Raw genomic sequence first — 24,531 nt, forward strand, 5'->3', positions numbered from 1 at the left:
GACGGGCACGTTGGCTGAACAGCAATGCTTAATGGTTTCTGCCTCGTCCGAGAGCCTACTAAGGTAAGGTTGTCGACGTTGGCCTTGTTTAGGGAATGTCGGTTATGAGCGAAACGAACACCAGAGCGCTTGAGAGTTTTACCGGTGCAGATCTTGAACCTTATATTCACGAGGTAGGATTGGCAAAGATAGATCTCTTGGATGTAACCTCAAATCATTTGCAAGCAGATATTAATCGCTCAAATGAATTGCTGCGCTTTATCGATAGGGAGCATTATGGGATTGAAATAGCCCCTTGGATCAATCCAATTACACCGAAATCACATGGGTTTAACTGCCTAACACTTGATGTTTTTGATAAAAACACTCTCGTTTCAAAGGCTATGGCAGATCCAAATATACCTGATGGATGCTTAAACTTGATTGAGGATGTTGATTTTATAGGAAGCGCATGCGACATTGATTCAATAGTTTCGAGCAAGTGCGTTTTAGGATCATTTGATTATATTATTTCATCTCATAATTTTGAACACTTACCAAATCCAATATTGTTTTTGCAGGGCTGCTCAAAGGTTCTGAAACCAAACGGCATACTTTCTATGGCCCTTCCTGATAAAAGAGCGTCTTTTGACTACTTTCGTCCCCACTCCATTACGGCCGATTGGGTGGCGGCATATTATGAAAAGCGAGATCGGCCGAGCGCTCAGCAGCTTTTTGCACAAACCTCATTGCATAGCAGATTCCAGCAAGCTGACAGGGAAGCTTTGTGCTTTTCGCTAGGCGCTGATCCTGAACTTGTCGTGCCGTTTGAGACATTGAAAGAGGCCTTTCATACCTGGGATAACTTTCAAAAGTCGCCGGATGAGATATATAGAGATGTTCATTGCTCAGTATTTACTCCATCATCGTTCGAATTAATTTTGAGAGATTGTGAATTTCTTGGTCTAGTAGATTTCGACATACGTTCGATCTCGCAAAATAACGGAAATGAGTTCTATGTTCACCTTGAAAACGTAGCCGGCACGATTAGAAAGCGGCAGACAGAGAGGGAATTTTATGATCGTCGTAAGATTTTGCTCCAGAAAATCGGTTCTGAAATAGCAATAGATACTACTTTATCGACTGCTTACTCACGTTTGGTCAGGTCACTTAGCAATCTAAACGATCAACAAGCCGTCCGGCTGGAAGCTTTGGAGGAACAGATTGTGCGCTTGCGCAAGAAAACTTCTAAATTCAATCCGTTTCGATGGTTGGCCCGATACGGCATCCAAGGGGTCGTCCGGGATTAAGTAAATCGGCGGCGGAGTGATGCAGCGGGCGCGGGGATTCCAGCGTAAGGCGCGTTTTGCCGACGAAAATAGCGATGACTTGGTCGCTTGGCGCATCAAAACCTGGCTCGATCGCGCCTTTGCGCTGGCGCGAGATATCAGCACGCTGGCGCCCTCCACAATAAAGACGCGCCAGCGAAAACTCGAACGCGACCTCGATGCGATCCTCGCCGAGCCGGCGGCCTGCTCACTGGCTGCCGAGTTGCAAGCGCAATTTGCGCGAGCCAGGGAGCAACTGCTGACCTTCTGCGATTTCCCCAGCATGGTCGAGGCGACCAATAACGCCTGCGAGCGCGATTTGCGGCCGGCGGTGATCCAGCGCAAAGTAAGCGCGGGCGGCGCTCACCCCGCCGGCGCGGCCGGCGTCATTCAAGCGCCGACGGACCGTTCGTCCCGTGATCGCTGGCTCGCGACGCCTGGAAGCGTAGTTGCCCGACCAATTCGGCGTAGGCGCACACGATGTCGCCGCATCCAACGAGCAGCGCCATCGCTAGTTTTAAATCGCCTGGGGAAAGCTGTTCTCGCCGATCGAAATAACGAACGATGGCCCCGTTTACAGCTGTGGAAGCCCGACCGAGATTCTCAGTATCGCTACGCAATAAGGCACCAGCTATCAGTGCCCTCTTGTTCTGCGCACCCTTTGGACGGCCTCGCGGATTTCCGCTGACCCCGGGTGGGAATGGCCGCCCTCGCACTCGCTGTTTTTCCGCTGTATTTTTAGTCATCTTGGGTCCTCAATGCGCTGCAGCCTCAGGGAAGATGCTCTCGCAGCAAACGCTTTCTGGACTCCGGCTGCGCGACTTTGGCGGTCTGCAGCGGTGCGAGAACCTTTTTAGCGCCTGCCTTTGGGCTTGGCAGGATTGGTTGTGGTCGTTGTGACCTGCCCCTGAGCTTTCATCCAGCGGCGAGTTGAGTCCTGGCGGTTGTTGAAGCGCTTGGGAACGGTGGTCCAGGACCAGAGTTAGTTTCCGACGGCGTTTGAACCTATCATGCTGTCGAACTGACTGCCCGCAAACGCTGGCGAATACATCAAGAATGAGGTTGGCCATGGCTGAGTTTGGAGCGCGGGCGGTCGTCCTATCGGACGACAGCGGTGGATCGGCTGTCGTCCGATTGACAATTACCAAGCTGTAGCGGTTCTCCTGAAGCTAACAGAAGCGCTGTGTTGGTCAAAGGCGAGAGTTGTCCCGCCTGTCCCACTTGTCCCAAGCGTCCCAGTTGTCCCGCCCCTCTCATACTGTCCCAGGGGAACAGCGTGCCCCATTGGCCCGATTCGCCTAGGTTGCGTTGTCCCATTCAACTGCTTGGCTGGGACAGCGGAGTCCTTAGAAGAATGAGGGTTTAAGCCGATTTGTCCCGCTGGGACAGCACTAGGCTTGTCCCGCTGAGACAGCGTAGTCTTAGCAATTGCATGGAGATGCTTTAGCGCAAGCTCGCGGAGGCTCATTCGCGGTCTCCCTTCAGCTTGCGTCCCACCGCCGACCTCGACATCCCGAGCCGGTCGGCGATTTCACGAACGGTCGCGCCGCGCTCCTTCATGGCGCGGATCGTATCCAGGCAATCGTCCACGGCGATCTCGCCGACGATCCACTGCCCATCGACCAGACGCGCTTCAAAAGGCGCCGCGTCGTCACCCCAGAACCCTCGCGCCTTCGAATAATGGACCTCAAAGCGTGCTCCCTCGCTGGAGTCGTAATCAATTGGCCGCTTGAGACAGATAACACTGTCGAGAACATCTTCCTTTCGCGAAGTCCCGCGTTGCCCACCACCCTTTCCCGCGTGATGGATCAGCAGCACGGACTTTCCGGCCGCGCGCTGACGAAGACACCATGCTTGGATTGGTCCCCAGCTGTCGGCTTCGTTCTCGCGAAGAGTGCGACAGACGGTCGAGAGGTTATCGACGAAAATCGCATCGGCGTCGGCGATAGCGTCGTCGTAGAACCGCTGCGCGGTGGGGTCAGCAAGGTCGGGAAGACCGTCGGGCTGGAGGTCGGACGCTACGAGCCGGAAATAGTCTTCCGGCGCGTCAAAATTGGCGGCGGTTACGATTGCGGCGTAACGGTCCTTCAACACGCCAGCGGGCATTTCTCCGTCGATGTAGACGACGCGTGACGGACGAGAAGCGCGCCAGCGGAGGAATTCCCCGCCGCCAGCCATGGCGTGAGCGATGTTGAGGCCAATCCAAGTCTTGCCGATGCCCCGCTCGGAAAAAATCATCGCCAGGCCTTTCGAAGGGAGCCAAGGCGACAAAAGAAATTCGCGCGCAGGGAAATCGCGCTTTAGCAGCTCGGCGCCGGTGAGCGTGACAAGGCCTCGCTGATATGCGGGCGCGAAGGGGGCTTGCGGGCTTTCCGGCGCCGCGACGCGAATAATCGTTGAAGACTCAACGAGCGCGCCGCCCATTCCGTTTGGAAGCGGAGTGGGACGGCACCCGTCCCGTTCACGATGATATTCCGCTTTTGCTTCAGCGACAAATGACGAGCGGGAGGAACAGGGCGGCTCTCTCATCAAGCACCCCGGCCAATTTTCATCAGCTCACTGAACGAGCGGACGAGTTCGCGCCCGACAAGTCTGATTTGCTCGAGATGGATCGACGCAAGCGTGTCGCTCCCCCGCCAAGTCGCTTCGGCGAAGGAGACTGTGAGGCTTCCCAGCAGGTCCGCCTGCTCAATGACGAAGGCCCGGACGAGCGGTTCGCGGACATAATCCTTGATCGGGCCGCCGCTCATGGTATTGTTGGGCGTGAGATTTTTTGCATGAGCTTTTAACCCCGGCGTTCCCGCGCCGGGGTTTGCTTTTTCGGGAGGCGCGACCATCATGCCGCCTCCCTGCTCTCGGAGGTCGAGCGGATGGGAGCGCCGATCTTAGCGAGCGCCCATTCATCAAGTTTAGCCGGCTCATAGAGGGTGACGACGCCGGCCTTGCGAAACTCAGGACCGCCGCCGAGACAGGCGAGTTTCGCTAGCGTCTTCTCGCTACCAAATCCGTATTTTTGCTTGAGATATTCGCCGGCGGACTTGCGGCGGAGAAACTGCGGAGCATTGCTCATTCGTCATTCCTTTCTTGCGCGGTAGCGCGGGGAATGATGAAAGCATTTACTAGCATTTTCAGATAGATAAAAACGGGTGAACGCGTTCATCACTTATTGCACTTCACCAACTCTCCATTTTTTTCCCACTTGCTTAAGGCCGGAATCAGTTGTGTCTTCGGACACTTAATCTTACGGCCCAATCTAGCCTCGATTTTTTGGACCCTGTGGTACCATCTAGCCTCGATTTTTTCGGCCAATTCGACCTGAGTGATCTTGGGTTCTTTGCTCCGGATTTCTTTCGCCAGTTCCAGAGCGATTGGCTTCCAGGTAACTTCGGCTGTATCGCGTCGGCTTCGTGCGCTGACTTTTCCCCCTGGGCGACCATGCGCCATGCTGATGGCCTTCGGAATCCTGCGGAGATCAATGCGACTGGCGGCATCCGCACTCGCAAACATGAGGTCCAGGGCGGTGTTTAGGATCTCTATGCCGCGCTGCCGTTCGTCGTCCTTCGCTAATTCTGTCATTTGCTTGACCGCCACTTGCAAACGGGCCTTGCTCTCATCGAGAGCCGCCCTTTCTCCGTCGTCCGAAGCGTTGGCAATTTCGAAGTCAAGTTCTTTCAATATCCCGTTTTGAAAGCGCTTAAGTGCCATAGCTGCGCGCCCGACAGGAGATAAGTCGGCCAGCGATGGAGATTGCGACATACTCAGCGCCTCAACGTTTTTTGAATTTTACTATGGCCACTCTTTTCCCGTCATTCCCGCCATGCATTGCCGCGGCGATCGTCGCGCCGATGGTGTTGACCGCCCGACGCAGCGGGTCCAAATCCAAATGGGCGTAGCGCGCGGTGGTCGCGGGCTGTGTATGCCCTAATAATTTACCAATGATCGGCAATCCCAACGAGGCACCGGCGCCGAATGACGCGAAGCTGTGGCGGAGGTCGTGCAGCCGGACGCCTTCGAGGCCAGCCGCTCGGCAAACGGCGGCCCAGGGCTTCTTGAGGTCGGCCCGCGGCGCGCCCTCCTTCGCCCCAGCGATGATGTGCGGATTGCCTTCGATACGCGGTAGGCTCGCCAGGATGAGTTGCGCAGCCGCGGAAAGATAGACGGGCTTTCGCCCGGTCTTGGAATCCGGCAGGAAGATAATGCCGCGCTCGAAGTCGATGTGCGCCCATTGGGCGTCGAGAATTTCACGTAGTCTCGCGCCCGTCAGGATCAACAGCCGGATCGCAGCGACTGCGAAGGGGTCGAGCTTCACGCGCCGATTTTCGACGTTGGCCGCATGCTTCGCCTTCGGCTTCGTTTCATCGATCTCGTAGGTAAGGCCGATCGTCTCGCCTTCCGCGAGCGCTATGCCGAGGCGCGAAAGCTCTTCGGTCGTGAGAAAGCGTTCGCGGCCTTGCTCGGGGTAGCGCTCAATCCCTTTTGCCGGATTGTCGGCCGACGTAACCTCGTCGCGTCTGGAAGCCCAGTTCCAGATAGCCGAAGCTAGTGCGAGGCAATGATTGGCCGCGCGAGGCGTGTCCACCATTCTGGCGTGGAGCATTGACAAATCCGCCCGCCGCACGTCCAGGATGCGTTTCGAGCCGACGGCCGGCAAGAGGTGGAGATCGAGCAACCGGCGGTACTCGGCGGCCGTCCTCGATTTGCGCTTGGGTGTGATGTGGAGATTTAGGAAGTCATCCGCCACCGCACGGAATGTTCGCACTTCCCGCGTGGCCTTACGCTCGGCGATCGGGTCCGCTCCCGTTTCGACGGAACCCAGGACCATCTTGGCTTGCGAGCGCGCTTCATCCGGCGTCAGCCGGCCGTGGTCGCCAATCGCAATCCGTCGCGAGCGCCCGTCCTTACGGAACTGAGCCACATAGACCTTCTTGCCTGTCGGGAAGGCGGCGACGCCGAACCCTGCGAGCGCGTCGTCCCACAAGAAGATGCGATCCTTCCCGGACGGACAGACGAGAGCATCAACTGAGCGTTTGGAAATTCGGCCCTGCGCCATGGAACGGATTCCGGTAAGCAATCGGTAAGCAGAAGAAAGGTAGCTCCAGCGCTTACCGGAAATCAAGGGTAAACACCATTGCTATTTAAAACAGTGTGATGGCGATGAATTGAAATTTGCGGAAAGCGCCGGAAGACCTCGACCGTCAGATTGTGGATCTGGGGGTCCCCCGTTCGAGCCGGGGTGGCGGTACCATTAGAATCAATCGCTAAGGCGAGCGCGGCTCCCCATCAGTCGATGATCCTCGCCAGGTCGGCAAGGCTGATCTCAATAAGCCCCTCCGCAGATACTCGCCCATGCGAGTGCCGTTCGCTCGCTATTTCCTCGAACGCCTGCTCGTCACCGTCAAATCGCGCTCGCGTGCTTAGCAGGGCTTTGTCCACGAGCGCGTCGTCAGCAACGAAAACGCGTACGCTCTGCTCCGTGCCAACGATGCGCATCGAGAACGAATAGCCGCCGTCCTCACGATGAACGCTCGCGTCAACTCGCTCAAGGGACATTCTGCCCTCCTGCTTTTCGCCGAGATATACGCCGGATCGGATCTGCGCCGGACGCGCCGATTCTTGTTGGAAAGGCGCGACGCGGCGCTAGGCGAAGCTGCGCTGTATTTCCTGAAATTCGGACAATTCCGCGAGAAAGTCCGAGTTTGCGCGCCCCAAGTGGCGTTGTAGGCGGGGCTCGACCTGGACGAAGGGGCAGCGCTTTCCCCATGCATAGTATTGGAACAAAACCCCGATTTTACAGGTCTTGCCGCGGCGGCGGCGCCAATTAATTTGACCGCAACGAAGTGTGACCCCATTTCGCCTCCTGCGTTCTGTTTTAAGCGCCGCGGAAGCGTTCTCGTAGGAGCCACAAAATGGCAAGCACGTATGATCTCATCGTCATTGGCACAGGCGTCGCTGCGACGGGGATTGCACAGCAGTGCCGTAGCGTGGGTTGGCGCGTGGCCATCGTTGACCGACGCCCGTTCGGCGGGACATGCATGCTGCGAGGCTGCGACCCGAAAAAACTTCTCTGGGGCGTCGCCGAAGTCGTCGACGAAGCTCGACGCTTTCAGGGTGATGGTTTCGAAGCTCAAAACATTTCGCTGCGCTGGTCCGACCTTGCCCGGTTCAAACGGTCTTTCTTCGAGAATGCGCCGAGTGCTGTCGAACAGCGTCTGAAAGGCGCCGGGATAGAGACTTTTCACGGCAGCGCGCGCTTCGTGGATCACAACAGCGTCGCCATCGATGGTGAAACGCTCATCGGCCGGCACATCGTTATCGCTTCCGGGTCGCGGCCCGCGCCGTTGCCAATTTCCGGCGCCGAAAATCTGCTGACCAGCGACGACTTCCTGGACCTCGAAGAGCTACCCGAACGGCTGATCTTTGTCGGCGGAGGGTATATCTCCTTCGAATTCGCCCACATCGCAGCGCGCGCCGGGGCGAAGACGACCATCCTGCACGCAGACGACAAGCCCTTAGCGCACTTTGATCGAGCGCTCGTTGAACGGCTTCTCGACAAATCACGCCGCCTCGGCATCGATGTGCGCCTGAATTGCCGTGTTGAACGCATCGAGAAAACTGGTGAGGGGATCGAAGTCTCCACAAAAGACGCAAGCTTTGAAGCGGACGTCGCGGTGCATGGCGCCGGCCGCGTTCCAGATATCGACGATCTCGATTTAGAAGCCGGCGGAATTGAGCGGGACGGACCGCGGTTGCGGCTCAATCAATGGCTGCAAAGCGTATCCAATCCGGCTGTTTATGCCGCCGGAGACGCCGCAAACGCCGGCCCGATGCTGACGCCGGTTTCGGAGCTCGACGCCGAAGTGGTCGCCGCTAATCTCCTGGACGGCGCACGGCGCAGTCCCCAATATGCAGGCGTTCCGAGCGTCGTGTTCACCATTCCGCCGCTGGCTTCGGTCGGTCAGAATGAGGCGAGCGGCGACGCGCCGATCAAGGTGACGGAAGGCGACATCAGCTCCTGGTATTCTGCTCGACGGGTGAAAGAGGACACGGCCGCATACAAGCTCTTGACCGACCCCAACACCCGCCGTCTGCTCGGCGCACATATAATCGGACCGAATGCGGAGGAAGAAATAAACATCTTCGCGCTCGCCATGCGCCTCGGCCTGCGCTTGGATCAGCTGCGCGAATTCGTGCCTGCCTATCCGTCCGAAGCGGCGGATATCCCTTACATGCTCGGGTGAGCAATCCTTCGCTCGCCATCTACTTGAGCTGGGGCGGCCGCCCCCGTCCTGCCAGACGCGTACACTCAGAGGGATAACCGGAACGAGGGCGCTGCTTCTCTACCGCCCTCACGCTAGAACGTCCCCGAAGCAGGCTGGGGTCTGGTCGCCAGGATGACCTCGAGCGCATTAGTCTTTGTGCGCGTTCTTAGCCAAGGCTTCGTCAATGAGCGTCCTGATCTCGGGGCGGAGAACCTTACCGCCTTTTTCGAACAGGCCCGGCAACATGCCTGCCTTAACCAAGGAGGCGCGGATACGGCGCTTTTCTCGGGCGAGACGAGTCGCTTCGGCTTCATATGGGCGCTTAGGCATCGCCACTAGTTAGGACTTTTTCGCCGCGGGTCCACCCCCTCTCTCTCAGACCATAATTGACGGCCGCGACGCCCAGACGGCCGATTTTTCCGGCGCATGCGAGTCTATGTCAAAGCGCTACTCCCAGAAGCCTTCAAGATCGGCGATCGCGCGCTTGGTTGCGTTGCGCGACCGTCGCGCTGAACTCGCGCTTCCACTGTTTGAATACGAGCCGTACGCCTGGACGCTATCTTGCGCTCATATCGAAATGTCGATTGACGCCCGCGTGGATGACATTCCCGCCGAACTTCGTCTGGCTGAGGATGCCGTAACCATAGAACCCGCTGGGGTGGAATACCGGCGCCATGGCTGTCGCCGTCCCGAGGTCGTAATGGAGATATTCCGCCTTCGCGCTCCAATTCGGCGAGAGCGCCCATTCGAGTCCGCCCCCAGCCGTCCATCCAACGCGTGTTTCCTGATTCAGCGGGTTGCCTTGTGTTATTGTAAAGCCGCCGACTCGGTAGGTAAAAAGCGCCGCATTGGAGGTGACGCCGCCATAAGCGAGCCCGCCTGTTCCATAGAGCAGCACGGAAGGCGTTGCGAGATAGCCGAGGCGACAGCGTGCGGTTCCAAGGAAATTCAAGGTCGCCGAGCGCACGCCGTAATTGACGAAAGTGTTGCCGATCGACCAGGCTTTTGTCGCCTGCTGCATCCTATCGGTGTTTCCGCTGACGCCATGCAAATCCGTTTCGATACCGGCCACGACGTTTGTTTTGAACTTCCAGTTCCACCCGATCTGCCCGCCGCCGACGAATCCTGAGAGATTGAAATTGGCGGGCAGCATATTCGATGTCGCCGCGACGGGCAGGCTCGGCTGCGCTTTGCTGATCGGCCCAACAGACACCATTGATCTGGGGCTCGACCAGGCCCCGCCGCCATTGAGCCCGACATAAAAATCGCGCCAAGTCGGCAGCGTGGCCGGGGTCGGGCTCGATGATTGAGTGGGGAAAATCGCAACGAAATCCCGAGCGGGATTTCCGACGATCGGCTGACCGTCGCCGAAGGCGTTCGCCGACGCTTCGAGATAGAAGAAGTCGGTCGGCTGCGCGGTCAGGCCGTTTGTCGTGGTGGTTTGCCCTGGAAAGGATTGCGGGAAATATGTCTGCGCAAGGACAGGCGGCCCGAAGCTCGACGGATAAGAACCGGGCCAGAAGCGGGAATAGCTCGCGGTGATATTAATATATTGCGACAGCTTGTAACGCACGCGCACGTCCACTTCGGAGCCCAGGTAACCTCCTCTGTTGCCGAGCGGCGCATAGAGATTGGCGCGGTCCCACGCGGCGGCCGTGCTCGCAAGCCAGAAACCGCCGAAAGCCGTGTCTATCTGAAGATTCTTTGTCGGCGTGAACTCCAAACGGATTTTCGGCGCTTTGATGTTGTTCCAGGCAAAATAGTCGTTCCGTGAGAAAGGCTGATTGAAGCCGTAGAGAACATCAAGCGTCTGATTGGTGTTGTCGTATGGACTCTTGTCGCCGGAGCCATAGGCGTAATTGACGCTTATCCGTGGCTTCCAGGGATGGTCGACATAGGTGTAGCCCGCCTCGAAGGCATAGGCGATGGCGTCAAGGCGTACGCTCGTCAGCAAGGACGGCCCACCGAAGGGGTGATACTCGCCGATCTGGCCGAACTGCTTGGTGACGTCGAAATCATAGTCGAAGTTGCCGAGAACGCCGTAAACGCGCAGTCCCGGCGAATATGTCTCGCGGCTAACTCTGCTCGCCACCGAAGTGCTGGAAGGGTCTCCATATTGTTTACGCCCGATGAAATAGGGCTGGATCGTCGCATATTCCGACCATCGACGCACGCTCAGGACGCTGCCGTAGACCCAGTTCTGCCAATCGGGACGGTCGAATTCGTAGGGTAAGCGAACCACCGGCCGCATGACGAAATTGTCGAGGTCCCAATCATTGTCGCGTCTGCCGAGTTTAATGCGAAGCCCATCGAATGTGTTTGTGGTGTTACGAAATTCGTTCTCGGCGATCAAACGGCGATCGACGACCTCGAGATGGAAGCGGCCGGCGCGCACCGTCAGCGGACGGTCATTTCCGCGATCGTCCTTGCCGAGAGCGTCCTTGAAATAAAGTTCGCCATAGCCCGAGATGAGGTCCGCCTCGTTGATCTCCTGTCCCTGCAGCTCATAGATGCTGTTGAAGGCGCGCGAGTCCTGAAATTCCACGACGAAGCGGAAGGGATCGAGGATTTCCTTGACGCCGATATAGGCGCGCGTGCGCAGCAGCCACAGAGAGTTCGGGAAATATCTGCGTTTAGACGACGCTGGATTTGTCGACGTGTCGGTCCAGGGCCGATAATCATTTTTGCGATATTCAAATCTCGTGCGCGAATCGAGACCGACGTCCAGCCAGTCGATGCCTTCGAATTCCTTATATGTCCTGCCGAGATTGCGCACATAGGGCGGGATGTCGGGCTGCGGCTCCAATCGATAACCGCGTGTGGGCACATAATAGCTTTTTTTCGCCTCGACCGGCGCAGCGCCGGCTTTCGACGCGGGCGAGGCCGTCTTTACCACGGCTTGAGGAGCGCTCTTCGTCGCGCCCTTCGCAGGCTCGTTGCTTTGGGATTTTGACGGCGCGGCTTCATTTCCCGCAGGCGCCCCCGACGCTCCCCAGGAGGCGGACGCCAATACGACACCCAATGCAACCGACTTCATCCACAGGCAGGAATTACGCGACGCCATGACGACAGGCCTTTTTCAGATTCGAGGTAACGAGCGGCAATCAAAGTTTCGAAAGCAATGGCGGATTCCAATTGAAATGGTAATTGACGCCAGCTCGAACGATATTCCCGCTGTAATGCGCTTGCGTCTTCGCAGAAAGGTAAGAGAATTGATACACGGTCGTATAGTAATATGGATCCAGTGGATAAAGTGGATCAAAGCCACCACTTGTTGCGACAAAGGAAGATCCGGCAGAGCCAAGATCGTAGTAGAGATATTCGGCTTTTACGGACCAATTCGGCCAGACCATCCATTCTCCCCCGGCGCCGGCGGTCCAGCCGAAACGCGTCGTGCTGGAGGCGCCTGTTCCGACGCCGCCGATGGCCCCTTCGCCGGGTTGGAAAATCGACATACTCGAAGACGCGCCGCCATAAGCCGCGCCGCCGGTCGCATAAAGGAGGAAGGCGGGGGTCAAGAGGTAGCCCAAGCGGGCGCGAACGGTTCCGAGATAATCGAGCCGTGACGTTGGATGGAGTTGCGTGGTTGCGTTCGAGATAAACGCGCTGCCCGTGGCGCCAAGAACGCCCTGGAAATCCGCTTCGACGCCAGCGAGTATCTGTGGCGTGAGCAGAGCGTCGTAGCCAAGCTGGCCGCCGCCGATAAATCCCCCGCTTCTCGCGCCTATAATGGTTCCGGTAGCGTCAAAGGCAAAGCGATCGGCCCTCGGCGCCGGGCCTTGCGGAGTGACCAGAGGAGATGGCGCGGGCCAGGGGAAAGAAGAAATCCGGATATCGGGACTATTGGCCCAGGTATAACCGCCGTTGAGACCAACATGAAATCCAGCCCAGGCCGGCGGAGCAGGAGGCGGAAGAATTTGCGGGCTCTTGCGAATGAGATCGGCGGCGAGCGCCGGTCCTTGGTTCAAAGCAAGGGCGCAAAGCAAAGCGGTAACTTTTTTCATATGTTGTTCCCCCCACTGAGAACTCTGGACTGGAAAAGTAAGAGGCCCTCGAGCGACCGTGGTCGCCTAACCCACTGCGCAATCGCGCAGGAAAGATCGAAAGCCTCTGCGTGATGAGGCGGAGGCCGCCAGGCTACTGAGCGCTCGGCAATTTGTAACAGTGGTGCTGCAGGGCCGTCGCTTTTGCGCTGACGAGAAAATTCACGAAGGCTGTCAGCGCGGTTTCCTGATCGACGGTGCGCGTGCGGGCAATTTTTACGCCGGCGAGAACGATGTCGGTCGTATAATCTTGGCCGAGCACATATTCGTGATGGAAGCTGCCGGGCTCATATTGATCGACGTTCGTCACAGCGGTGCAGATTTGGGATTTTCCCGTGAAACCGTAAGCCGTTCCCAGATATGCGACCTGCGCATAAGAGCCGCCGGCGTCCGCTGTTTTGATCGTGAGACTCTGGCCTTGTGCATAAAGATATTCGGGTCCCAAGGCTTGAACCGCGGCTACGCCATAAGGATCCGCGGTGGCGGGGTCCGGCAAGGAAAAGGCCTGCAACTGAAGAGGGATGCCCTGGCTGATATCGACGGTGGTCGAATAAAGGACGAGCGTATCCTTCGCGAAGGGAAAGGGATCCCCCGAAACGAGAGTGGGATAATAATATTTCAGATTGGCTGGAACCGAATAGGATTGGGCCAATAAGAGATCATAAGGTCCCGTCGCGCCGCCGGCGACAATCGCGTCCTTAGAAAGACTGTCCGAAGAGCCGACGACAGCAACGTCATATGTTGGATTTGCGTTGACGAAATCCGCAACGAGATCGACGATAGCGTTGGCGGCCGTCGGCGTGACAGCCACTGTGATTGTCGTGGCTGCTTTGGCGGTCGCGCAGGAAAACGTGAAAGCTGCGACGCCAATTGCAAGTTGTTTGAATTGTTCTTTCAGCATCTACTTATCCTCAGATTTGCACGACCGGGCTTGCGAGTCGGCGCAGGCGAGCGCCGAGCAACGGAGGCGATTAGCCTCTCGGACCAAGGGGCGAACGATTGAAAGCGGCTGCGGAAAACGGTCGCCGCTGGAAACCCTCCGGCGGCGACCAATGCGCCCGACTACAACGTCAGTGAGTAGCAATAGTCTTTGATGACATTTTTTCCGGATGTGCTGTTTATAAAGTTTATGAAATTGGTCAGCACCGTATCCTGCGCAGAAGTGCGAGCCGAATTGACGAGTTTTATGCCGTATTGAGCGATTTCCGTGTGTGGGTACGTCGTGTCATTGTACGGATAGGTATGATGGTATCCTGCCACCCGAGTGAATGACTTCACGCCGCTCACAAGCTTGCAGATGGCCGATTGGTGCACGAAGCCATAGGAGTAGACACCGTTGCTGACATCCGAGTAAGTCAGGCTGATATTGGATTTCGTGAACACATGCGCCGTGCCCGACGGAGGATAAGGGCTCCCCGGCGTCCATGTGATGGACCACGGGCTCGCGCTGAGCACCTGAGCGGCGGCGGTTCCATAAGGCGCCTTGTTCGGATCAGCGAGCACAATATCCACCGGGATCGGGCTCGGCAGGCCCGCGCTGATATCCACTGTCGGCGACCAAAGCTCGAGCTCCCCGACAGCGTAGAGGAACGGGCTGCCGATCACGAGTGAGGGATAGCTCGTCGCGAGAGTCTGCGGGCGCGACTGGTCTGCTGACAAGAATAGATCGTAGGCGGTAGTATGATTGATGATTTCAGTCTGCAGGTAGGCAGAGGATTCTGACTTAAACGTTACGTCTACGCCGCTGCCATATACCGCCTTAAACGCGGAGATAAGCACGCCTAATGTCGCCGTAAAGTTGGCGGCAACGGCCACATTGATCGTTGTCGCGAATGCGGACGGACTCGCCAGAGTCGCAAAAGCGAAAGCGGATAGCGCCGCTGCCTTGAGCTTCATTGAGGACATAACCGTTTCCCTTCTCAGCAATTTCAAAATGAGGAGTTTTGATTTGTGGGAATAGGTCTCGCTACAAGACGATCATTCCCATGTCTTCCAGCGCCCTGGGCGCTTCCTACGGGACGGCGCTCGGCAATTTGTAGCAATGGTGCTGCAGTGCCGTCGCCTTCGCGCTGGTGAGGAAATTCACGAAGGCCGTCAGTGCGGTTTCCTGAGCAGCGGTGCGCGAGCGGGCAAGTTTTACGCCGGCGAGGACGATGTCGGTCACGTAGTTTTGCCCAAGCACATATTCGCGATGAAAGCTTCCCGCTTCATATTGTTCGACGCCCGTAACAGCGGTGCAGATTTGCGATTTTCCGGTGAAGCCGTAAGCCGTTCCCAGATATGCGACTTGCGCATAAGAGCCGCTGGCGTCAGCTGTTTTTACCGGCAGACTCTTGGCCAGCGCATAAAGATATTCGGCTCGCATAGCTTGAACCGCCGCCACGCCATAAGGATCCAGAGTGGCGGGGTCCGGCACGGAGAAAGCCTGCAGTTGGAGAGGGATGCCGCCGCTGATATCTACGGTCGTCGAATAAAGGACGAGCGTATCCTTCGCGAAGGGAAATAGATCCCCAGAAACGAGGCCGGGGTAAAAATATTTCAAGTCCGCAGGAACAAGATAGGACTGAGCCAACAACAGATCATATGGACCCGTAGCGCCGCCGGCGACGATAGCGTCCTTCGAAAGACTGTCCGAGGAGCCGACGACTGCGACGTCATATGTCGGATTTGCATTCACGAAATCCGCGACAAGGTCAACGATCGCAGCTGCGGCCGTCGGCGTCACCGCCACTGTAATCGTCGTGGCTGCTTTGGCGTTCACGCAGGATAACGTGAAAGCCACGAGGCCGATAGCAAGGTGTTTGAGTTTTTCTTTCCGCATCAACATATCCCTCAAATTTCCAGGACTAACTTACTCGACGTCAGCATCGAGCTACGATTGACGGACGCGGTCGTCCGTCACAACAAGCGACCACCTCGGACAACGTGGGCGCTTGTTGATGGCTGAAACCGTAAAGTGTTGAGGGCAAAGGAATGGCGCCCCCGGGGAGTTGGCAGCCGTATAAGCGGCATCCTAGCTCCCAGCAGGACAAGCCTATCCCATTGGTTTTGCTACTCTGTACTCATCTCACAGCCCCCTTAACCGCGCGCTCTCGTCTCGCATCAATAATGCGCACGCCGCCGTCGCGCCCTGCCCACATTTGTACATCAACATTATATAACGCACGGCAATGATCAAGATCGAAAATTGTGCGATAACTGCGTACGGCGCGATCTTGGCCGCAAAAATTATAGGCTTTGCAGAAAACATTACTGTCGCTATATATTCTAGTTATAGCGATTGTCAGCCGCTAAGCTGTTGTTTTGTCATTTGGAGTTTCAGATGACGCGTTCCGTTGCCGCTCCATCCGCGGCCATTCAGACGACCCGGGCTCCTTCGATTGGAGGAGCGCCTCTATCAGTGCGGCGTCGGAGACGATTGCTTTTGTCGACGGCCGCGGCATGCGCGCTGGCGACGGCTCCCTACGCCGCTCTTGCCAATCCTCTCGACGGGCAAGTCGTATCAGGGCAGGTCGGTATTGCCTCTGCCGGCAATCTGATGACCATCAATCAGTACACGCTCGCCGCCATCGTCAATTGGCGCAGCTTCTCGATCGCGCCCGGCGAGATCGTCAATTTCAATCAGCCCACGCCCTATTCGACAATTCTCAATCGTGTGGTGGGCAACGAGAAAAGCGTCATCGAAGGCGCAATGTACGCCAACGGCCAGGTCTTCCTCGTCAATTCCGCGGGAATTCTTTTCTCGAAGGGCGCACAGGTCAATGTCGGCGGACTCGTCGCCTCGACGCTCGACATTTCCAACGCCGATTTCAACGCAGGCAAATATGTCTTCTCCGGTAGCTCGACAGGGTCGGTCGTCAATCAGGGGACGATCACGGCCAACCCCGGCGGTTATGTCGCGCTGCTTGGAAACAACGTCTCGAACGAGGGTGTGATCGAGGCGACGTTAGGAACAGTGGCGCTCGCTGCAGGCGATAACATCACCCTCAATTTTGGCGGCAATTCGCTTGTGGACGTCACAGTCAACAAAGGGACGTTGAACGCGCTTGTCGAAAACAAGGGCGCCATCAAAGCCGATGGCGGGCGGGTCGTGCTCACCGCGCGCGCCGCGGACGCCCTGCTCTCCGCGCAGGTCAACAACACCGGAGTGATTCAGGCCCGCACGATGGCGGGCCTCATGGGCGGTCCGTCGCGAACCGGCGTCATCAAGCTTGCCGCAATCGGCGGAAAGGTTCGCGTCGGCGGTCGCCTGGACGCCTCGGCGCCACAGGGCGGCAATGGCGGAAAGATCGTCACCAAGGGCAGCAAAGTAACGATTGCGCCAGACGCCGACGTCACGACGAGCGCGCCATCGGGCCGGCCCGGGGATTGGATCATCAAATCGTATGGGTTCGCGATCGGACAGAATGGCGACATCGGCGGCGCGCAGTTGGCGAGCCTGTTGGGGGTCAACAATGTTACGATCCGTTCGGTCGGCGCGGAAAGTGAGGGAGACATCAGCGTCTCTGACGCCGTCGCATGGTCTGCCTCGACAAATCTGACGCTCGATGCGGCGCGAAACATCGACATCGCCTCGTCGCTCACGGCCACGGGAGATTCCGCAAATCTCGCGCTGCAATTTGGCGGAGATTATGTTTTCAAAAACGCCGCCAGCGCCATTTCGCTCACCGGGCCGAACGCCGGGCTGACAATCAACGGGCAATCATACCAGTTGATCAATACAATAGCCGAGCTGGCGGTCTTGGCGGATAATCCGGACGCCATTGCGTCAGGGTTCTACGCGCTCAACAGCGACATCGACGCGGGAAGCAGAGTTTTCGGCGGGCCTGTGATTTACACGCTGAGCGGCACGCTTGCCGGGATGGGCCATTCGATTCGCAATCTGACAATCGCCGATGATAGCCGCGAAAAAGACCTTGCTTTCATCGGGACAGCCACTGACACGGCCGTGATTCGCGATCTGACGCTCCTCAATACGAATATCCTAGTTGGTCAAGCATTCCCAGAAGCCGTCGGCGCTGCGGCCGCTCTCGTCGTTACGAACCAGGGCCTGATCAGCAATTCCTACGCCTACGGCGGCTATGTTTCGGGTTATCTCAACGTCGGCGGACTGGTTGCCGGGAACTACGGTTCGATCATCAATTCTGGCACGGATATTTCCGTCTCGGGGAGGGCTACTGTCGGCGGTTTGGCCGCCAACAATGGCATGTTTGCCAGCATCAGTAATTCGTTCGCGAACGGACCTCTCTTCGCTGGCTCACCTTCGACCACTTTCGGGGGGTGGGCGAATGCAGGAACTGCGGGCGGCCTCGTTGGCTTCAACGCTGGCGCCATCTCGGATTCGCGCGCCAATGTCGCGATGACAACTTATAACGCCCAGCACATCGGCGGGCTCGTCGGACACAACGTCAACATCGGTTTTGGGTTGCCGGGCGGCGAAATCAAAAACTCGTCGGCAACCGGCTGGATAAACGCAACCTGGCAATACCCGCTCGGCCTTGACAACCCTACCTCTATCGGGGGGCTGGTCGGGTACAACTGGGGCGGCGTTATTAGCGACGACTTCGCAAAAGTCGATATTACTCTGAATAGTATTGCGGGGTATTTCTACCCTATCAGCGCCGTAGGCGGACTCGTCGGCATAAATGATTTCGCCTTGGACGAGACCGGCGGCGTCATCACCAGATCGGTTTCGCTGTCCAATATCTACAACGACGGACGGGTCATAGACATCGGCGGGCTCGTTGGAGTTGCATACGCCGGCTCTATTACCGACAATTACGCTGCGGGGCAGGTCACGTCCGGCGTAGATGTCGTGCCCTACGGAGCCGGCGGTTTGATCGGCAACGCGGGGGGAGTCGCGACTTTCAGCGGCAATAGTTGGGATATCGCCGCCACCGGGCAGACCTCTGGCTTCGGAGGACTCCCCGTGTTCCACCCGCCTTCCGGCGTCACCGGGCTCGGCGATCCCAATTCCGCGCCGCCCTGGGCGATTGCAACGCCGGGCTCTCCGACCATCTCGACGCAGGTTGCGCTCGGCGCCGAGCAGCTCGGAACCGTCATCTCGACGACGAATACGCAACAGCAGGCGGCCTCGCCCCCATCCCCCGGGATGGCCGCCGCCGGGGTTGCCGCAGTCACGTCAATGGCGTCTCCGGCATTGGACAGCCATATCGACATCAAGGAATCGCCGCGCGAGGCGCCGTCGCAATCGACGTCCCGCGCCCCCGCGAGGGTCTCTTCGCTCGGCAATGGCGCGAGAGCCGCCTCTCGTGGATCCGCCGCCCTGGAAGACGCCCGGACGCATCGACAGGCAGGTCCGCAATCGGGCGCGAAACCGGCCTCATCGAAGCCCAAGAACGCCGATTACGGCGCGGCCATCCAGAGCATCGAAGTCGACGGCAAGCGGTTCAATCTTCAGGACCGCGCCCCCGGCGCCCCGAACAAACCCGCGCACCAGCGTTAATTTCCATCAGGCGTATCGAGAAAATGAGAAGAGTTCTTCAGCTTGCAAGCGCCTTTGGCGCACTCCAGCCCGCCTTTGGCTCCCTCTCGGCCGCACATGCGCAGGAGGCCGGCCCCTTCATCCCCTATACGCTCGGCGACGCCGTGCGCTCGGCCGAATCCGCGCGGCGCGAGGCCCCGCCGCCCCGTCGGCCGGACGTTGAAACGCCCGAGACCGCCGAGCCGCGTTTCACCATGCGGGACGGCGCAACGATTTTTATTCGGCGCATTACGCTCGACGGCCCCGATCTGGTGGGCGCGGAGAACATTCGTGATGCGCTGGAGCGCTACGAAAATCGGAAATTGACGCTTGGCCAGATTTACGAAGCCGCGGACAAAATCACCAATCTCTACCGCGCCAAGGGTTACATCGTCGCAAAGACCTATGTGCCGGAGCAGGACGCGCGCAATGGCCAACTGAAACTGAAAGTGATCCCCGGCCGCTACGGCGCGGTCAAGGTCGATAATAATTCTCTGGTGCGAACCGACTATCTGCAAAATGTGATCGACCGCGCGCTTGCGGGCTCGCCTTTCATCCGTAAGGATGAGCTTGAACGGGCGATGCTGCTAAACGCCGACCTCCCCGGCGCCGGCGCGCCACGGATTTCGATTGCGCCGGGACAAATGCCGGAAACATCCGACTTCGTCTTCAGTCCGCCGGAAGACCGAAGGATCGAAGGCTACCTTCTGGGCGATAATTACGGTTCTCCCTACACAGGACGAATCCGGACCAGCGGCGCGGTAACGCTGAATTCGCCAACCGGCTATGGCGACAGATTGTCGGCTTTCGGCATCGTATCGGAACACGGAGGACTGGTGAACGGGCGGTTGGCCTATGCGCCGCCGCCCGCCTATGGCGGCCTTCGCGGCGAGGTCAGCGTGTTCGAGACAGTCTATAAGCTCGGCGGCGTTTACAACAACGCGCACGCCTGGGGCGAGGCGAATGGCGTCGCGGCGAATCTCGTTTATCCGCTCAAGCGCCAACGCGACGAGAGTATCTATCTCTTTTCCAACTTCACGCACAAATATCTCAACGACAAGGTGCTAGGCGTCTCGACCGCCTATCGGTATATCGAGGTCGGGACGATCGGCGTCAATCATGACATGTTCGGCTCCTTTCTCGACTTGCCCTATGTGACCAATACGTCTCTTTCGGGCTCTTTCGGATTTGTGCGTTTTCCCAACACCGAGGAGCGTCGCGCCAACCAGGCCGGCATCGGCACGGCGGGAAGCTATGGACGAATAAATCTAAGCATCAACGGCACGCTGGCGATAACGCCGCTTGTTTCAGCGTCTCTTGCGTTTCGGGCACAAAAAGCCATCGGCCGCAATCTCGACTCGAGCGAGAGGCTCAGCTTGACCGGCTATTTCGGCGTCAGATCCTTCGACGAAGGCATGGCCGGAGACAGCGGCTTTGTGACCACACCCGAGGTCAGATACGCATTGCCGACGATCGAGGGTTACCAACATTCGGTCGGAGCATTCTCCGATATCGGGGCCGTATGGCTAGAGCACCCTTCCTACACAATCACTCAGAAGGCCTTCTCGCCTTTGAGCGACGTCGGGGCGGGCTATTATGGCTCATATGATTTGCCGAGTTTTGACGACGTGTCGCCCCTGCGTTCTGTCTTTCTGAAGGCGCAGGTCGCGCATTCGCTTGGCTGGAGCCAGATAGCCCCCGCCTACAACAAATACACAAAAGGATTGTTTCAAGTTGGCGTGACCTTCTGAAACACCTCAGCCAACACATTTTCAACCGCATGACTGGATCAAAATGGACATCGAAACGATCTCGAAACTCGTAGATTTCGGCGTCTTGGGTTTGCTCGCCACGCTGAGCGTGACAATCGTCGCCATCGCGCTGGAACGGGCCTTCTATTATCGAGCAGTCCGCCTCGAGACTTTCCGCAACGTAAAGGCGCTGGAGCTGGCGCTGACGCGGCGGCTGCACATCGTTGGGCTCGTCGCCGCGAATGCGCCCTATGTCGGACTTCTGGGGACAGTTCTCGGGATCATGGCGACCTTCTACAGCATGGGGCTCGACGGGTCGGCCGACGCCAATAAAATCATGGCGAGTCTCGGGCTTGCGCTGAAGGCGACTGCGGCTGGGCTCGTCGTCGCACTCATCGCCGTCACGCTCTATAATTGGCTTCTGCGTCGCGTCAAAGTTCTAACCATCGAGTGGGAAATCGCCAATGGATGACAAGCCATTCGAGTCGATCAATGTAGTGCCGTTGGTCGACATCATGCTCGTGCTTTTGACGATCGTCCTGACCACCGCGTCCTTCATATCAGCCGGCCGAATTCCTGTCTCTTTGCCTCAGGCATCAAAGCCCGACTACGAAAAGCACAAGGAAGCCATTATCGAGATCGCTGCCGGCGGCGAAATATATTTCGAAGGAGAAGCTGTCTCGATCACGGCTCTTGAAACGCGTCTCGTCGAGAGGCCGAGTCAGACGCCCGTTCTTGTGCGCGCCGACCGCGGATCAAAATTCCAGAGCTTCGTCGATGTCGCCGATGTTCTCAAACGGCTGAAAATAACCAAGGTCGGGATCCAGACCGAGAGAGCCTCCAAATAATACGACAATCTATCTGTTCCTTATTGTCACAAGCTCAGAAAATGACAAACAATCCGCAGTTCAACCTCTACCATGGAATCGCAGGATCGCTTGCGCTTCATTCTTTGGCTTTGTTCATACTCTGGGGCGCCGTTCAATCGTCGACCTCCGACATCGACGACACATTGGTCGTCGAATTCCAGGGCGTCGACTCCGACGTCCAGGCTGAAGAGAAAAATAAGCAGCAGAATTCCGGCGCAGGCGGCGCAGTCGACGCGCAGAACGCCAAGCAGGAAGAGCAGCGCCAGCAATCAGAGAAGACCGCCACGGACGATGATGCCTTTCCGGAGAGGATAAAGAAGGAGGGAAACGAAGGAGCCAAAGCCGCTGCTTCCGCTCAGCAAACCGGGCGCGACGTCGACGGGCGCGAAAACGAGCAAAGGGCGCAAGTCATCCAACGCCGCACCGACGAGCAGGGGAATGCGCTGAAAGCCTATATCCACAGCCTGTCGAAAAAGATTCAGGCGAAACTCATCTATCCCAAGGAAGCCCGGCATTCCGGCCTGCAAGGCGTGACGACTGTTTCATTCAGGATTTTGGAGGATGGGGCCATGCATCCAGCTTCGTTGAAAATCGTCGCCAGCAGTGGACAGACGGAGCTCGATATGAGCGCGCTCGACACTGTTCGCGCTTGCGCCCCATTTGTCGCGCCCCCGAGGGATATGACCGTCACTATGGCGGTCACTTACGGACGCAAGCGTTGATATGATCTCCCCAAAATCCGAGGTGGAAAAGAACGCTGAAAGGAATTGCGAACCTCTGCCGTGAGCGTCTTTTTTACGAGAAATTAATAAGTTGATTTCTGTCTGATCTCTTGGAAGCAGCGTATTTTCGAGGCCCGAGCTTCCGGGCCAGGGATCAGAAAGGGAACTATGGCGCATCGCCGCGAGCCGGATAAGCGCGCAAGGGGTTGCGTCCCTTGGATCGCCTTATTTACTCTTCTGGCGGGCTTCTTCTGGCCTGGCGCCCTCGGCGCCGCCTTCATGGGGCTTGCATATGTCGGCGCGCTCCATCTCGCCGTGCTTGCTTATGAAGAGATCACCGGGGCGAAGTTCCACGACAACATGAGCCCGGAGGAATTCGAACACTACTGCGCCTGCGTTCTTCGCGAGTGGAAATGGGATGCTCGCGTCACGCAATTTAGCGGCGATCAAGGCGTGGACATCGTGGCCGACAAGCGCGGCATGCGCATCGTTGTCCAATGCAAGAAATACGCAAAGCCCGTCGGCAACCGAGCAGTGCAAGAGATTGTCGCCGGCATCGCTCACCAAAACGCTCAAAGAGGCGTTGTCGTCACGACCAATGGTTACACGCCCTCAGCGCTGAAGCTGGCAGCTTCGAATCAGGTGCTGCTGCTCCACCATACGGATCTCCCGAGGATTGACAGGCTTCTGGCCGGATAGAAATAAGCTATGGAAACCCAGGCAATCACACAGCTGGCGATAAATTAATAAACGCGCCACTCGACGGACGCCTTTTACGAACTAACTGGCGGGTCTCATACCGAGTGTAGGAGGCCTAAATGTTTGGCTCGCGATCACAGAACCTTATGGCGGCCCTTTGCGCCACCGCTGTTGTTTCTGCCGCGCCAACGCCGTCGTTTGCCGGCGTCATGAGCGTCACCAGCAAAGCCGCGATCAGCTTCTCGCAGCCCGTGGAACAGGTCGACTGGCGGCCATATCAGCATCGGCATCATCACTGGCATATGGGCTGGCACTATGGCTGGCCGCGCTACCGCTACGGCCTCTATGCCGGGTGGAATCCGGCGAATGCGCCTAGAGCTTATGGATCCGCATATCGCGCCGCCGCAGTTTATGGCGCCGGATACCCCGCAGGAGTCTATGGATCCGCCGCGTACCCCGGCTGCGCGTCGCCGGGATATTATGGCTATGGCGGCAACGGCCTGTTTGGCCTCGGCGCTCCCGGCGGCGGCTTGTTCGGCTTGGGCCTGGGCCCGCTTTGAGCGACGCCTGACGCAAGAGCAAGAGCGCTCTTAGTCAGAAGGAAACGCCCCGCCGTCAAATCGAGTCGGGGCGTTCGGCGCGACGCCCGAATGCCCGGCGTGAAAAGAGAAGCTCGGGAAGCTTCTCGCCGAACTCCTGCGCGAAGCGCCGGAAGGCAAGATAGGGCAGCAGCGCCAGAAACATCAGCACGGCGGTCGCGGCGGCCTGTGTCACCGCCCCTCCGCCAATTTCTTTTACGCCGCGACCATGAAAATAGCCGACGACAAGTGCCTCTACGACGGACAAGAGGAAGAGCGCGATCGCGAAAAGCAGCGCTTTTTTCGCCGTCGGAATGAGGAGCGTCTCACCGTTTTCTTGGCGCTCGCCGCGCTTGGCCGTGTTCGGCGCCGCGATGAACTTGCCGAGGATCAACGCCTTTGCCGCGGCGAGGCCGAAGGGCGCGAACTCCACGCCCACGCCGCGCAAAATAGCCGCCTTGTAAACTAAGATGGCGCAGAACCAGACCAGCAGATAGCCGGATACGGCCAGATAGGAGATCAGCTCGTGGCTGGCTCGCCACGCGGCGCTCACGCGGCCGGCGAGAGTCTTGCCTCGACCCTGCGCGGCTCCCGGCGTGCTGACGGCGAATTGCGGGAGGCTGCGGGCGTCGGTCCATTCGGACATGCCGGGCGCCCACACGAGAAGCTGTTGCCGTTTGGCCTTGCCAAGGCGTTCCGCAATTTCCCCTGCGCCGACAGGCCCGAAAGTTTCGCCGCCCTCCGCGTAAAACCATATGTCCGCCATTGCGCCGCCTCGCCGTCGTTTTATCGCTTTCGGTGATGACGGCCAAGATTAAA

General features: G+C 58.0%; 22 protein-coding genes and 1 pseudogene. 10 read left to right on the forward strand and 13 right to left on the reverse strand.

Annotation, left to right across the window (positions count from 1 at the left end; all coding sequences use genetic code 11):
- Positions 1-104 precede the first annotated feature (104 nt).
- The gene (locus tag OGR47_RS17480) at positions 105-1,289 is read left to right on the forward strand and encodes a methyltransferase domain-containing protein (RefSeq protein ID WP_165054260.1); all 1,185 of its coding nucleotides are present in this window, start codon (positions 105-107) and stop codon (positions 1,287-1,289) included.
- 19 nt (positions 1,290-1,308) lie between these two features.
- Positions 1,309-1,995 (forward strand): IS66 family transposase, encoded by a 687-nt coding sequence (locus tag OGR47_RS17485; RefSeq protein ID WP_165054257.1) that lies wholly within the window; start codon positions 1,309-1,311, stop codon positions 1,993-1,995.
- On the opposite strand, the pseudogene OGR47_RS17490 reads toward OGR47_RS17485, so the two are convergent.
- The 7 genes and pseudogenes from OGR47_RS17490 to OGR47_RS17520 form a co-directional block, all read right to left on the reverse strand.
- Positions 1,961-2,053, reverse strand: a pseudogene (locus OGR47_RS17490) (hypothetical protein); the annotation flags it as partial. The gene OGR47_RS17485 and the pseudogene OGR47_RS17490 sit on opposite strands and share 35 nt — an antisense overlap.
- Before the next feature lie 718 nt (positions 2,054-2,771).
- The gene (locus tag OGR47_RS17495) at positions 2,772-3,836 is read right to left on the reverse strand and encodes an AAA family ATPase (protein WP_323809331.1); all 1,065 of its coding nucleotides are present in this window, start codon (positions 3,834-3,836) and stop codon (positions 2,772-2,774) included.
- Positions 3,836-4,147: a hypothetical protein gene (locus OGR47_RS17500; protein WP_165054251.1), complete on the reverse strand. Its 312-nt coding sequence runs from the start codon at positions 4,145-4,147 to the stop codon at positions 3,836-3,838. The genes OGR47_RS17495 and OGR47_RS17500 overlap by 1 nt, the downstream gene beginning before the upstream one ends.
- Positions 4,144-4,377 (reverse strand): hypothetical protein, encoded by a 234-nt coding sequence (locus OGR47_RS17505; RefSeq protein WP_165054249.1) that lies wholly within the window; start codon positions 4,375-4,377, stop codon positions 4,144-4,146. The genes OGR47_RS17500 and OGR47_RS17505 overlap by 4 nt, the downstream gene beginning before the upstream one ends.
- A gap of 89 nt (positions 4,378-4,466) precedes the next feature.
- Positions 4,467-5,063: a hypothetical protein gene (locus OGR47_RS17510; protein WP_165054246.1), complete on the reverse strand. Its 597-nt coding sequence runs from the start codon at positions 5,061-5,063 to the stop codon at positions 4,467-4,469.
- Between the two features lie 10 nt (positions 5,064-5,073).
- On the reverse strand, positions 5,074-6,285 hold the full coding sequence (locus tag OGR47_RS17515; protein WP_267270093.1) for a tyrosine-type recombinase/integrase: 1,212 nt from the start codon (positions 6,283-6,285) through the stop codon (positions 5,074-5,076).
- A 302-nt stretch (positions 6,286-6,587) separates the two neighbouring features.
- Positions 6,588-6,857: a hypothetical protein gene (locus tag OGR47_RS17520; RefSeq protein ID WP_165054240.1), complete on the reverse strand. Its 270-nt coding sequence runs from the start codon at positions 6,855-6,857 to the stop codon at positions 6,588-6,590.
- 356 nt (positions 6,858-7,213) lie between these two features.
- On the opposite strand from OGR47_RS17520, the gene OGR47_RS17525 reads away from it, so the two are divergent.
- Positions 7,214-8,545 (forward strand): dihydrolipoyl dehydrogenase family protein, encoded by a 1,332-nt coding sequence (locus OGR47_RS17525; RefSeq protein WP_165054236.1) that lies wholly within the window; start codon positions 7,214-7,216, stop codon positions 8,543-8,545.
- A 577-nt stretch (positions 8,546-9,122) separates the two neighbouring features.
- Here the strand turns inward: OGR47_RS17525 and OGR47_RS17530 are convergent.
- From OGR47_RS17530 to OGR47_RS17550, 5 genes are all read right to left on the reverse strand, one after another.
- Positions 9,123-11,630 (reverse strand): alginate export family protein, encoded by a 2,508-nt coding sequence (locus OGR47_RS17530; protein WP_165054233.1) that lies wholly within the window; start codon positions 11,628-11,630, stop codon positions 9,123-9,125.
- Positions 11,631-11,670: 40 nt separating this feature from the next.
- Positions 11,671-12,570 (reverse strand): outer membrane protein, encoded by a 900-nt coding sequence (locus OGR47_RS17535; RefSeq protein WP_165054230.1) that lies wholly within the window; start codon positions 12,568-12,570, stop codon positions 11,671-11,673.
- A gap of 133 nt (positions 12,571-12,703) precedes the next feature.
- Positions 12,704-13,510, reverse strand: coding sequence for a substrate-binding domain-containing protein (locus OGR47_RS17540; protein ID WP_165054227.1), 807 nt, complete (start codon positions 13,508-13,510; stop codon positions 12,704-12,706).
- 161 nt (positions 13,511-13,671) lie between these two features.
- Positions 13,672-14,514, reverse strand: a complete 843-nt coding sequence (locus tag OGR47_RS17545) for a substrate-binding domain-containing protein (protein WP_165054224.1) — start codon at positions 14,512-14,514, stop codon at positions 13,672-13,674.
- A 106-nt stretch (positions 14,515-14,620) separates the two neighbouring features.
- A complete protein-coding gene (locus OGR47_RS17550; RefSeq protein ID WP_165054221.1) occupies positions 14,621-15,430 on the reverse strand; it encodes a molybdate ABC transporter substrate-binding protein in 810 nt (269 codons plus the stop codon).
- Between the two features lie 603 nt (positions 15,431-16,033).
- Between OGR47_RS17550 and OGR47_RS17555 the strand changes: the two genes are divergently transcribed.
- From OGR47_RS17555 to OGR47_RS17585, 7 genes are all read left to right on the forward strand, one after another.
- Positions 16,034-19,075 (forward strand): filamentous hemagglutinin N-terminal domain-containing protein, encoded by a 3,042-nt coding sequence (locus OGR47_RS17555; RefSeq protein WP_165054218.1) that lies wholly within the window; start codon positions 16,034-16,036, stop codon positions 19,073-19,075.
- Positions 19,076-19,098: 23 nt separating this feature from the next.
- Positions 19,099-20,844: a ShlB/FhaC/HecB family hemolysin secretion/activation protein gene (locus OGR47_RS17560; protein WP_165054215.1), complete on the forward strand. Its 1,746-nt coding sequence runs from the start codon at positions 19,099-19,101 to the stop codon at positions 20,842-20,844.
- 43 nt (positions 20,845-20,887) lie between these two features.
- The gene (exbB, locus tag OGR47_RS17565; protein ID WP_165054212.1) at positions 20,888-21,316 is read left to right on the forward strand and encodes a TonB-system energizer ExbB; all 429 of its coding nucleotides are present in this window, start codon (positions 20,888-20,890) and stop codon (positions 21,314-21,316) included.
- Positions 21,309-21,692 (forward strand): ExbD/TolR family protein, encoded by a 384-nt coding sequence (locus tag OGR47_RS17570; RefSeq protein WP_165054209.1) that lies wholly within the window; start codon positions 21,309-21,311, stop codon positions 21,690-21,692. The genes exbB and OGR47_RS17570 overlap by 8 nt, the downstream gene beginning before the upstream one ends.
- Before the next feature lie 41 nt (positions 21,693-21,733).
- The gene (locus OGR47_RS17575) at positions 21,734-22,435 is read left to right on the forward strand and encodes a TonB family protein (protein ID WP_165054206.1); all 702 of its coding nucleotides are present in this window, start codon (positions 21,734-21,736) and stop codon (positions 22,433-22,435) included.
- Positions 22,436-22,603: 168 nt separating this feature from the next.
- The gene (locus OGR47_RS17580; protein WP_165054204.1) at positions 22,604-23,134 is read left to right on the forward strand and encodes a restriction endonuclease; all 531 of its coding nucleotides are present in this window, start codon (positions 22,604-22,606) and stop codon (positions 23,132-23,134) included.
- Positions 23,135-23,253: 119 nt separating this feature from the next.
- Entirely contained in the window at positions 23,254-23,694 is a 441-nt protein-coding gene (locus OGR47_RS17585; protein ID WP_165054201.1) for a hypothetical protein, read from the forward strand.
- Positions 23,695-23,749: 55 nt separating this feature from the next.
- Here the strand turns inward: OGR47_RS17585 and OGR47_RS17590 are convergent, their stop codons facing one another.
- Entirely contained in the window at positions 23,750-24,478 is a 729-nt protein-coding gene (locus OGR47_RS17590; RefSeq protein WP_165054199.1) for a DUF4339 domain-containing protein, read from the reverse strand.
- Between the last annotated feature and the right edge of the window lie 53 nt (positions 24,479-24,531).

This window comes from Methylocystis sp. MJC1, assembly GCF_026427715.1.
Classification (GTDB): domain Bacteria; phylum Pseudomonadota; class Alphaproteobacteria; order Rhizobiales; family Beijerinckiaceae; genus Methylocystis.

Bases quoted from the DNA above. Each gene is read 5' to 3' on its own strand.
- OGR47_RS17480 (WP_165054260.1), top strand. From the start codon at position 105: ATGAGCGAAACGAACACCAGAGCGCTTGAGAGTTTTACCGGTGCAGAT.
- OGR47_RS17485 (WP_165054257.1), top strand. From the start codon at position 1,309: ATGCAGCGGGCGCGGGGATTCCAGCGTAAGGCGCGTTTTGCCGACGAA.
- OGR47_RS17495 (WP_323809331.1), bottom strand. From the start codon at position 3,836: ATGAGAGAGCCGCCCTGTTCCTCCCGCTCGTCATTTGTCGCTGAAGCA.
- OGR47_RS17500 (WP_165054251.1), bottom strand. From the start codon at position 4,147: ATGATGGTCGCGCCTCCCGAAAAAGCAAACCCCGGCGCGGGAACGCCG.
- OGR47_RS17505 (WP_165054249.1), bottom strand. From the start codon at position 4,377: ATGAGCAATGCTCCGCAGTTTCTCCGCCGCAAGTCCGCCGGCGAATAT.
- OGR47_RS17510 (WP_165054246.1), bottom strand. From the start codon at position 5,063: ATGTCGCAATCTCCATCGCTGGCCGACTTATCTCCTGTCGGGCGCGCA.
- OGR47_RS17520 (WP_165054240.1), bottom strand. From the start codon at position 6,857: ATGTCCCTTGAGCGAGTTGACGCGAGCGTTCATCGTGAGGACGGCGGC.
- OGR47_RS17525 (WP_165054236.1), top strand. From the start codon at position 7,214: ATGGCAAGCACGTATGATCTCATCGTCATTGGCACAGGCGTCGCTGCG.
- OGR47_RS17530 (WP_165054233.1), bottom strand. From the start codon at position 11,630: ATGGCGTCGCGTAATTCCTGCCTGTGGATGAAGTCGGTTGCATTGGGT.
- OGR47_RS17535 (WP_165054230.1), bottom strand. From the start codon at position 12,570: ATGAAAAAAGTTACCGCTTTGCTTTGCGCCCTTGCTTTGAACCAAGGA.
- OGR47_RS17540 (WP_165054227.1), bottom strand. From the start codon at position 13,510: ATGCTGAAAGAACAATTCAAACAACTTGCAATTGGCGTCGCAGCTTTC.
- OGR47_RS17545 (WP_165054224.1), bottom strand. From the start codon at position 14,514: ATGTCCTCAATGAAGCTCAAGGCAGCGGCGCTATCCGCTTTCGCTTTT.
- OGR47_RS17550 (WP_165054221.1), bottom strand. From the start codon at position 15,430: ATGCGGAAAGAAAAACTCAAACACCTTGCTATCGGCCTCGTGGCTTTC.
- OGR47_RS17560 (WP_165054215.1), top strand. From the start codon at position 19,099: ATGAGAAGAGTTCTTCAGCTTGCAAGCGCCTTTGGCGCACTCCAGCCC.
- exbB (WP_165054212.1), top strand. From the start codon at position 20,888: ATGGACATCGAAACGATCTCGAAACTCGTAGATTTCGGCGTCTTGGGT.
- OGR47_RS17570 (WP_165054209.1), top strand. From the start codon at position 21,309: ATGGATGACAAGCCATTCGAGTCGATCAATGTAGTGCCGTTGGTCGAC.
- OGR47_RS17575 (WP_165054206.1), top strand. From the start codon at position 21,734: ATGACAAACAATCCGCAGTTCAACCTCTACCATGGAATCGCAGGATCG.
- OGR47_RS17580 (WP_165054204.1), top strand. From the start codon at position 22,604: ATGGCGCATCGCCGCGAGCCGGATAAGCGCGCAAGGGGTTGCGTCCCT.
- OGR47_RS17585 (WP_165054201.1), top strand. From the start codon at position 23,254: ATGTTTGGCTCGCGATCACAGAACCTTATGGCGGCCCTTTGCGCCACC.
- OGR47_RS17590 (WP_165054199.1), bottom strand. From the start codon at position 24,478: ATGGCGGACATATGGTTTTACGCGGAGGGCGGCGAAACTTTCGGGCCT.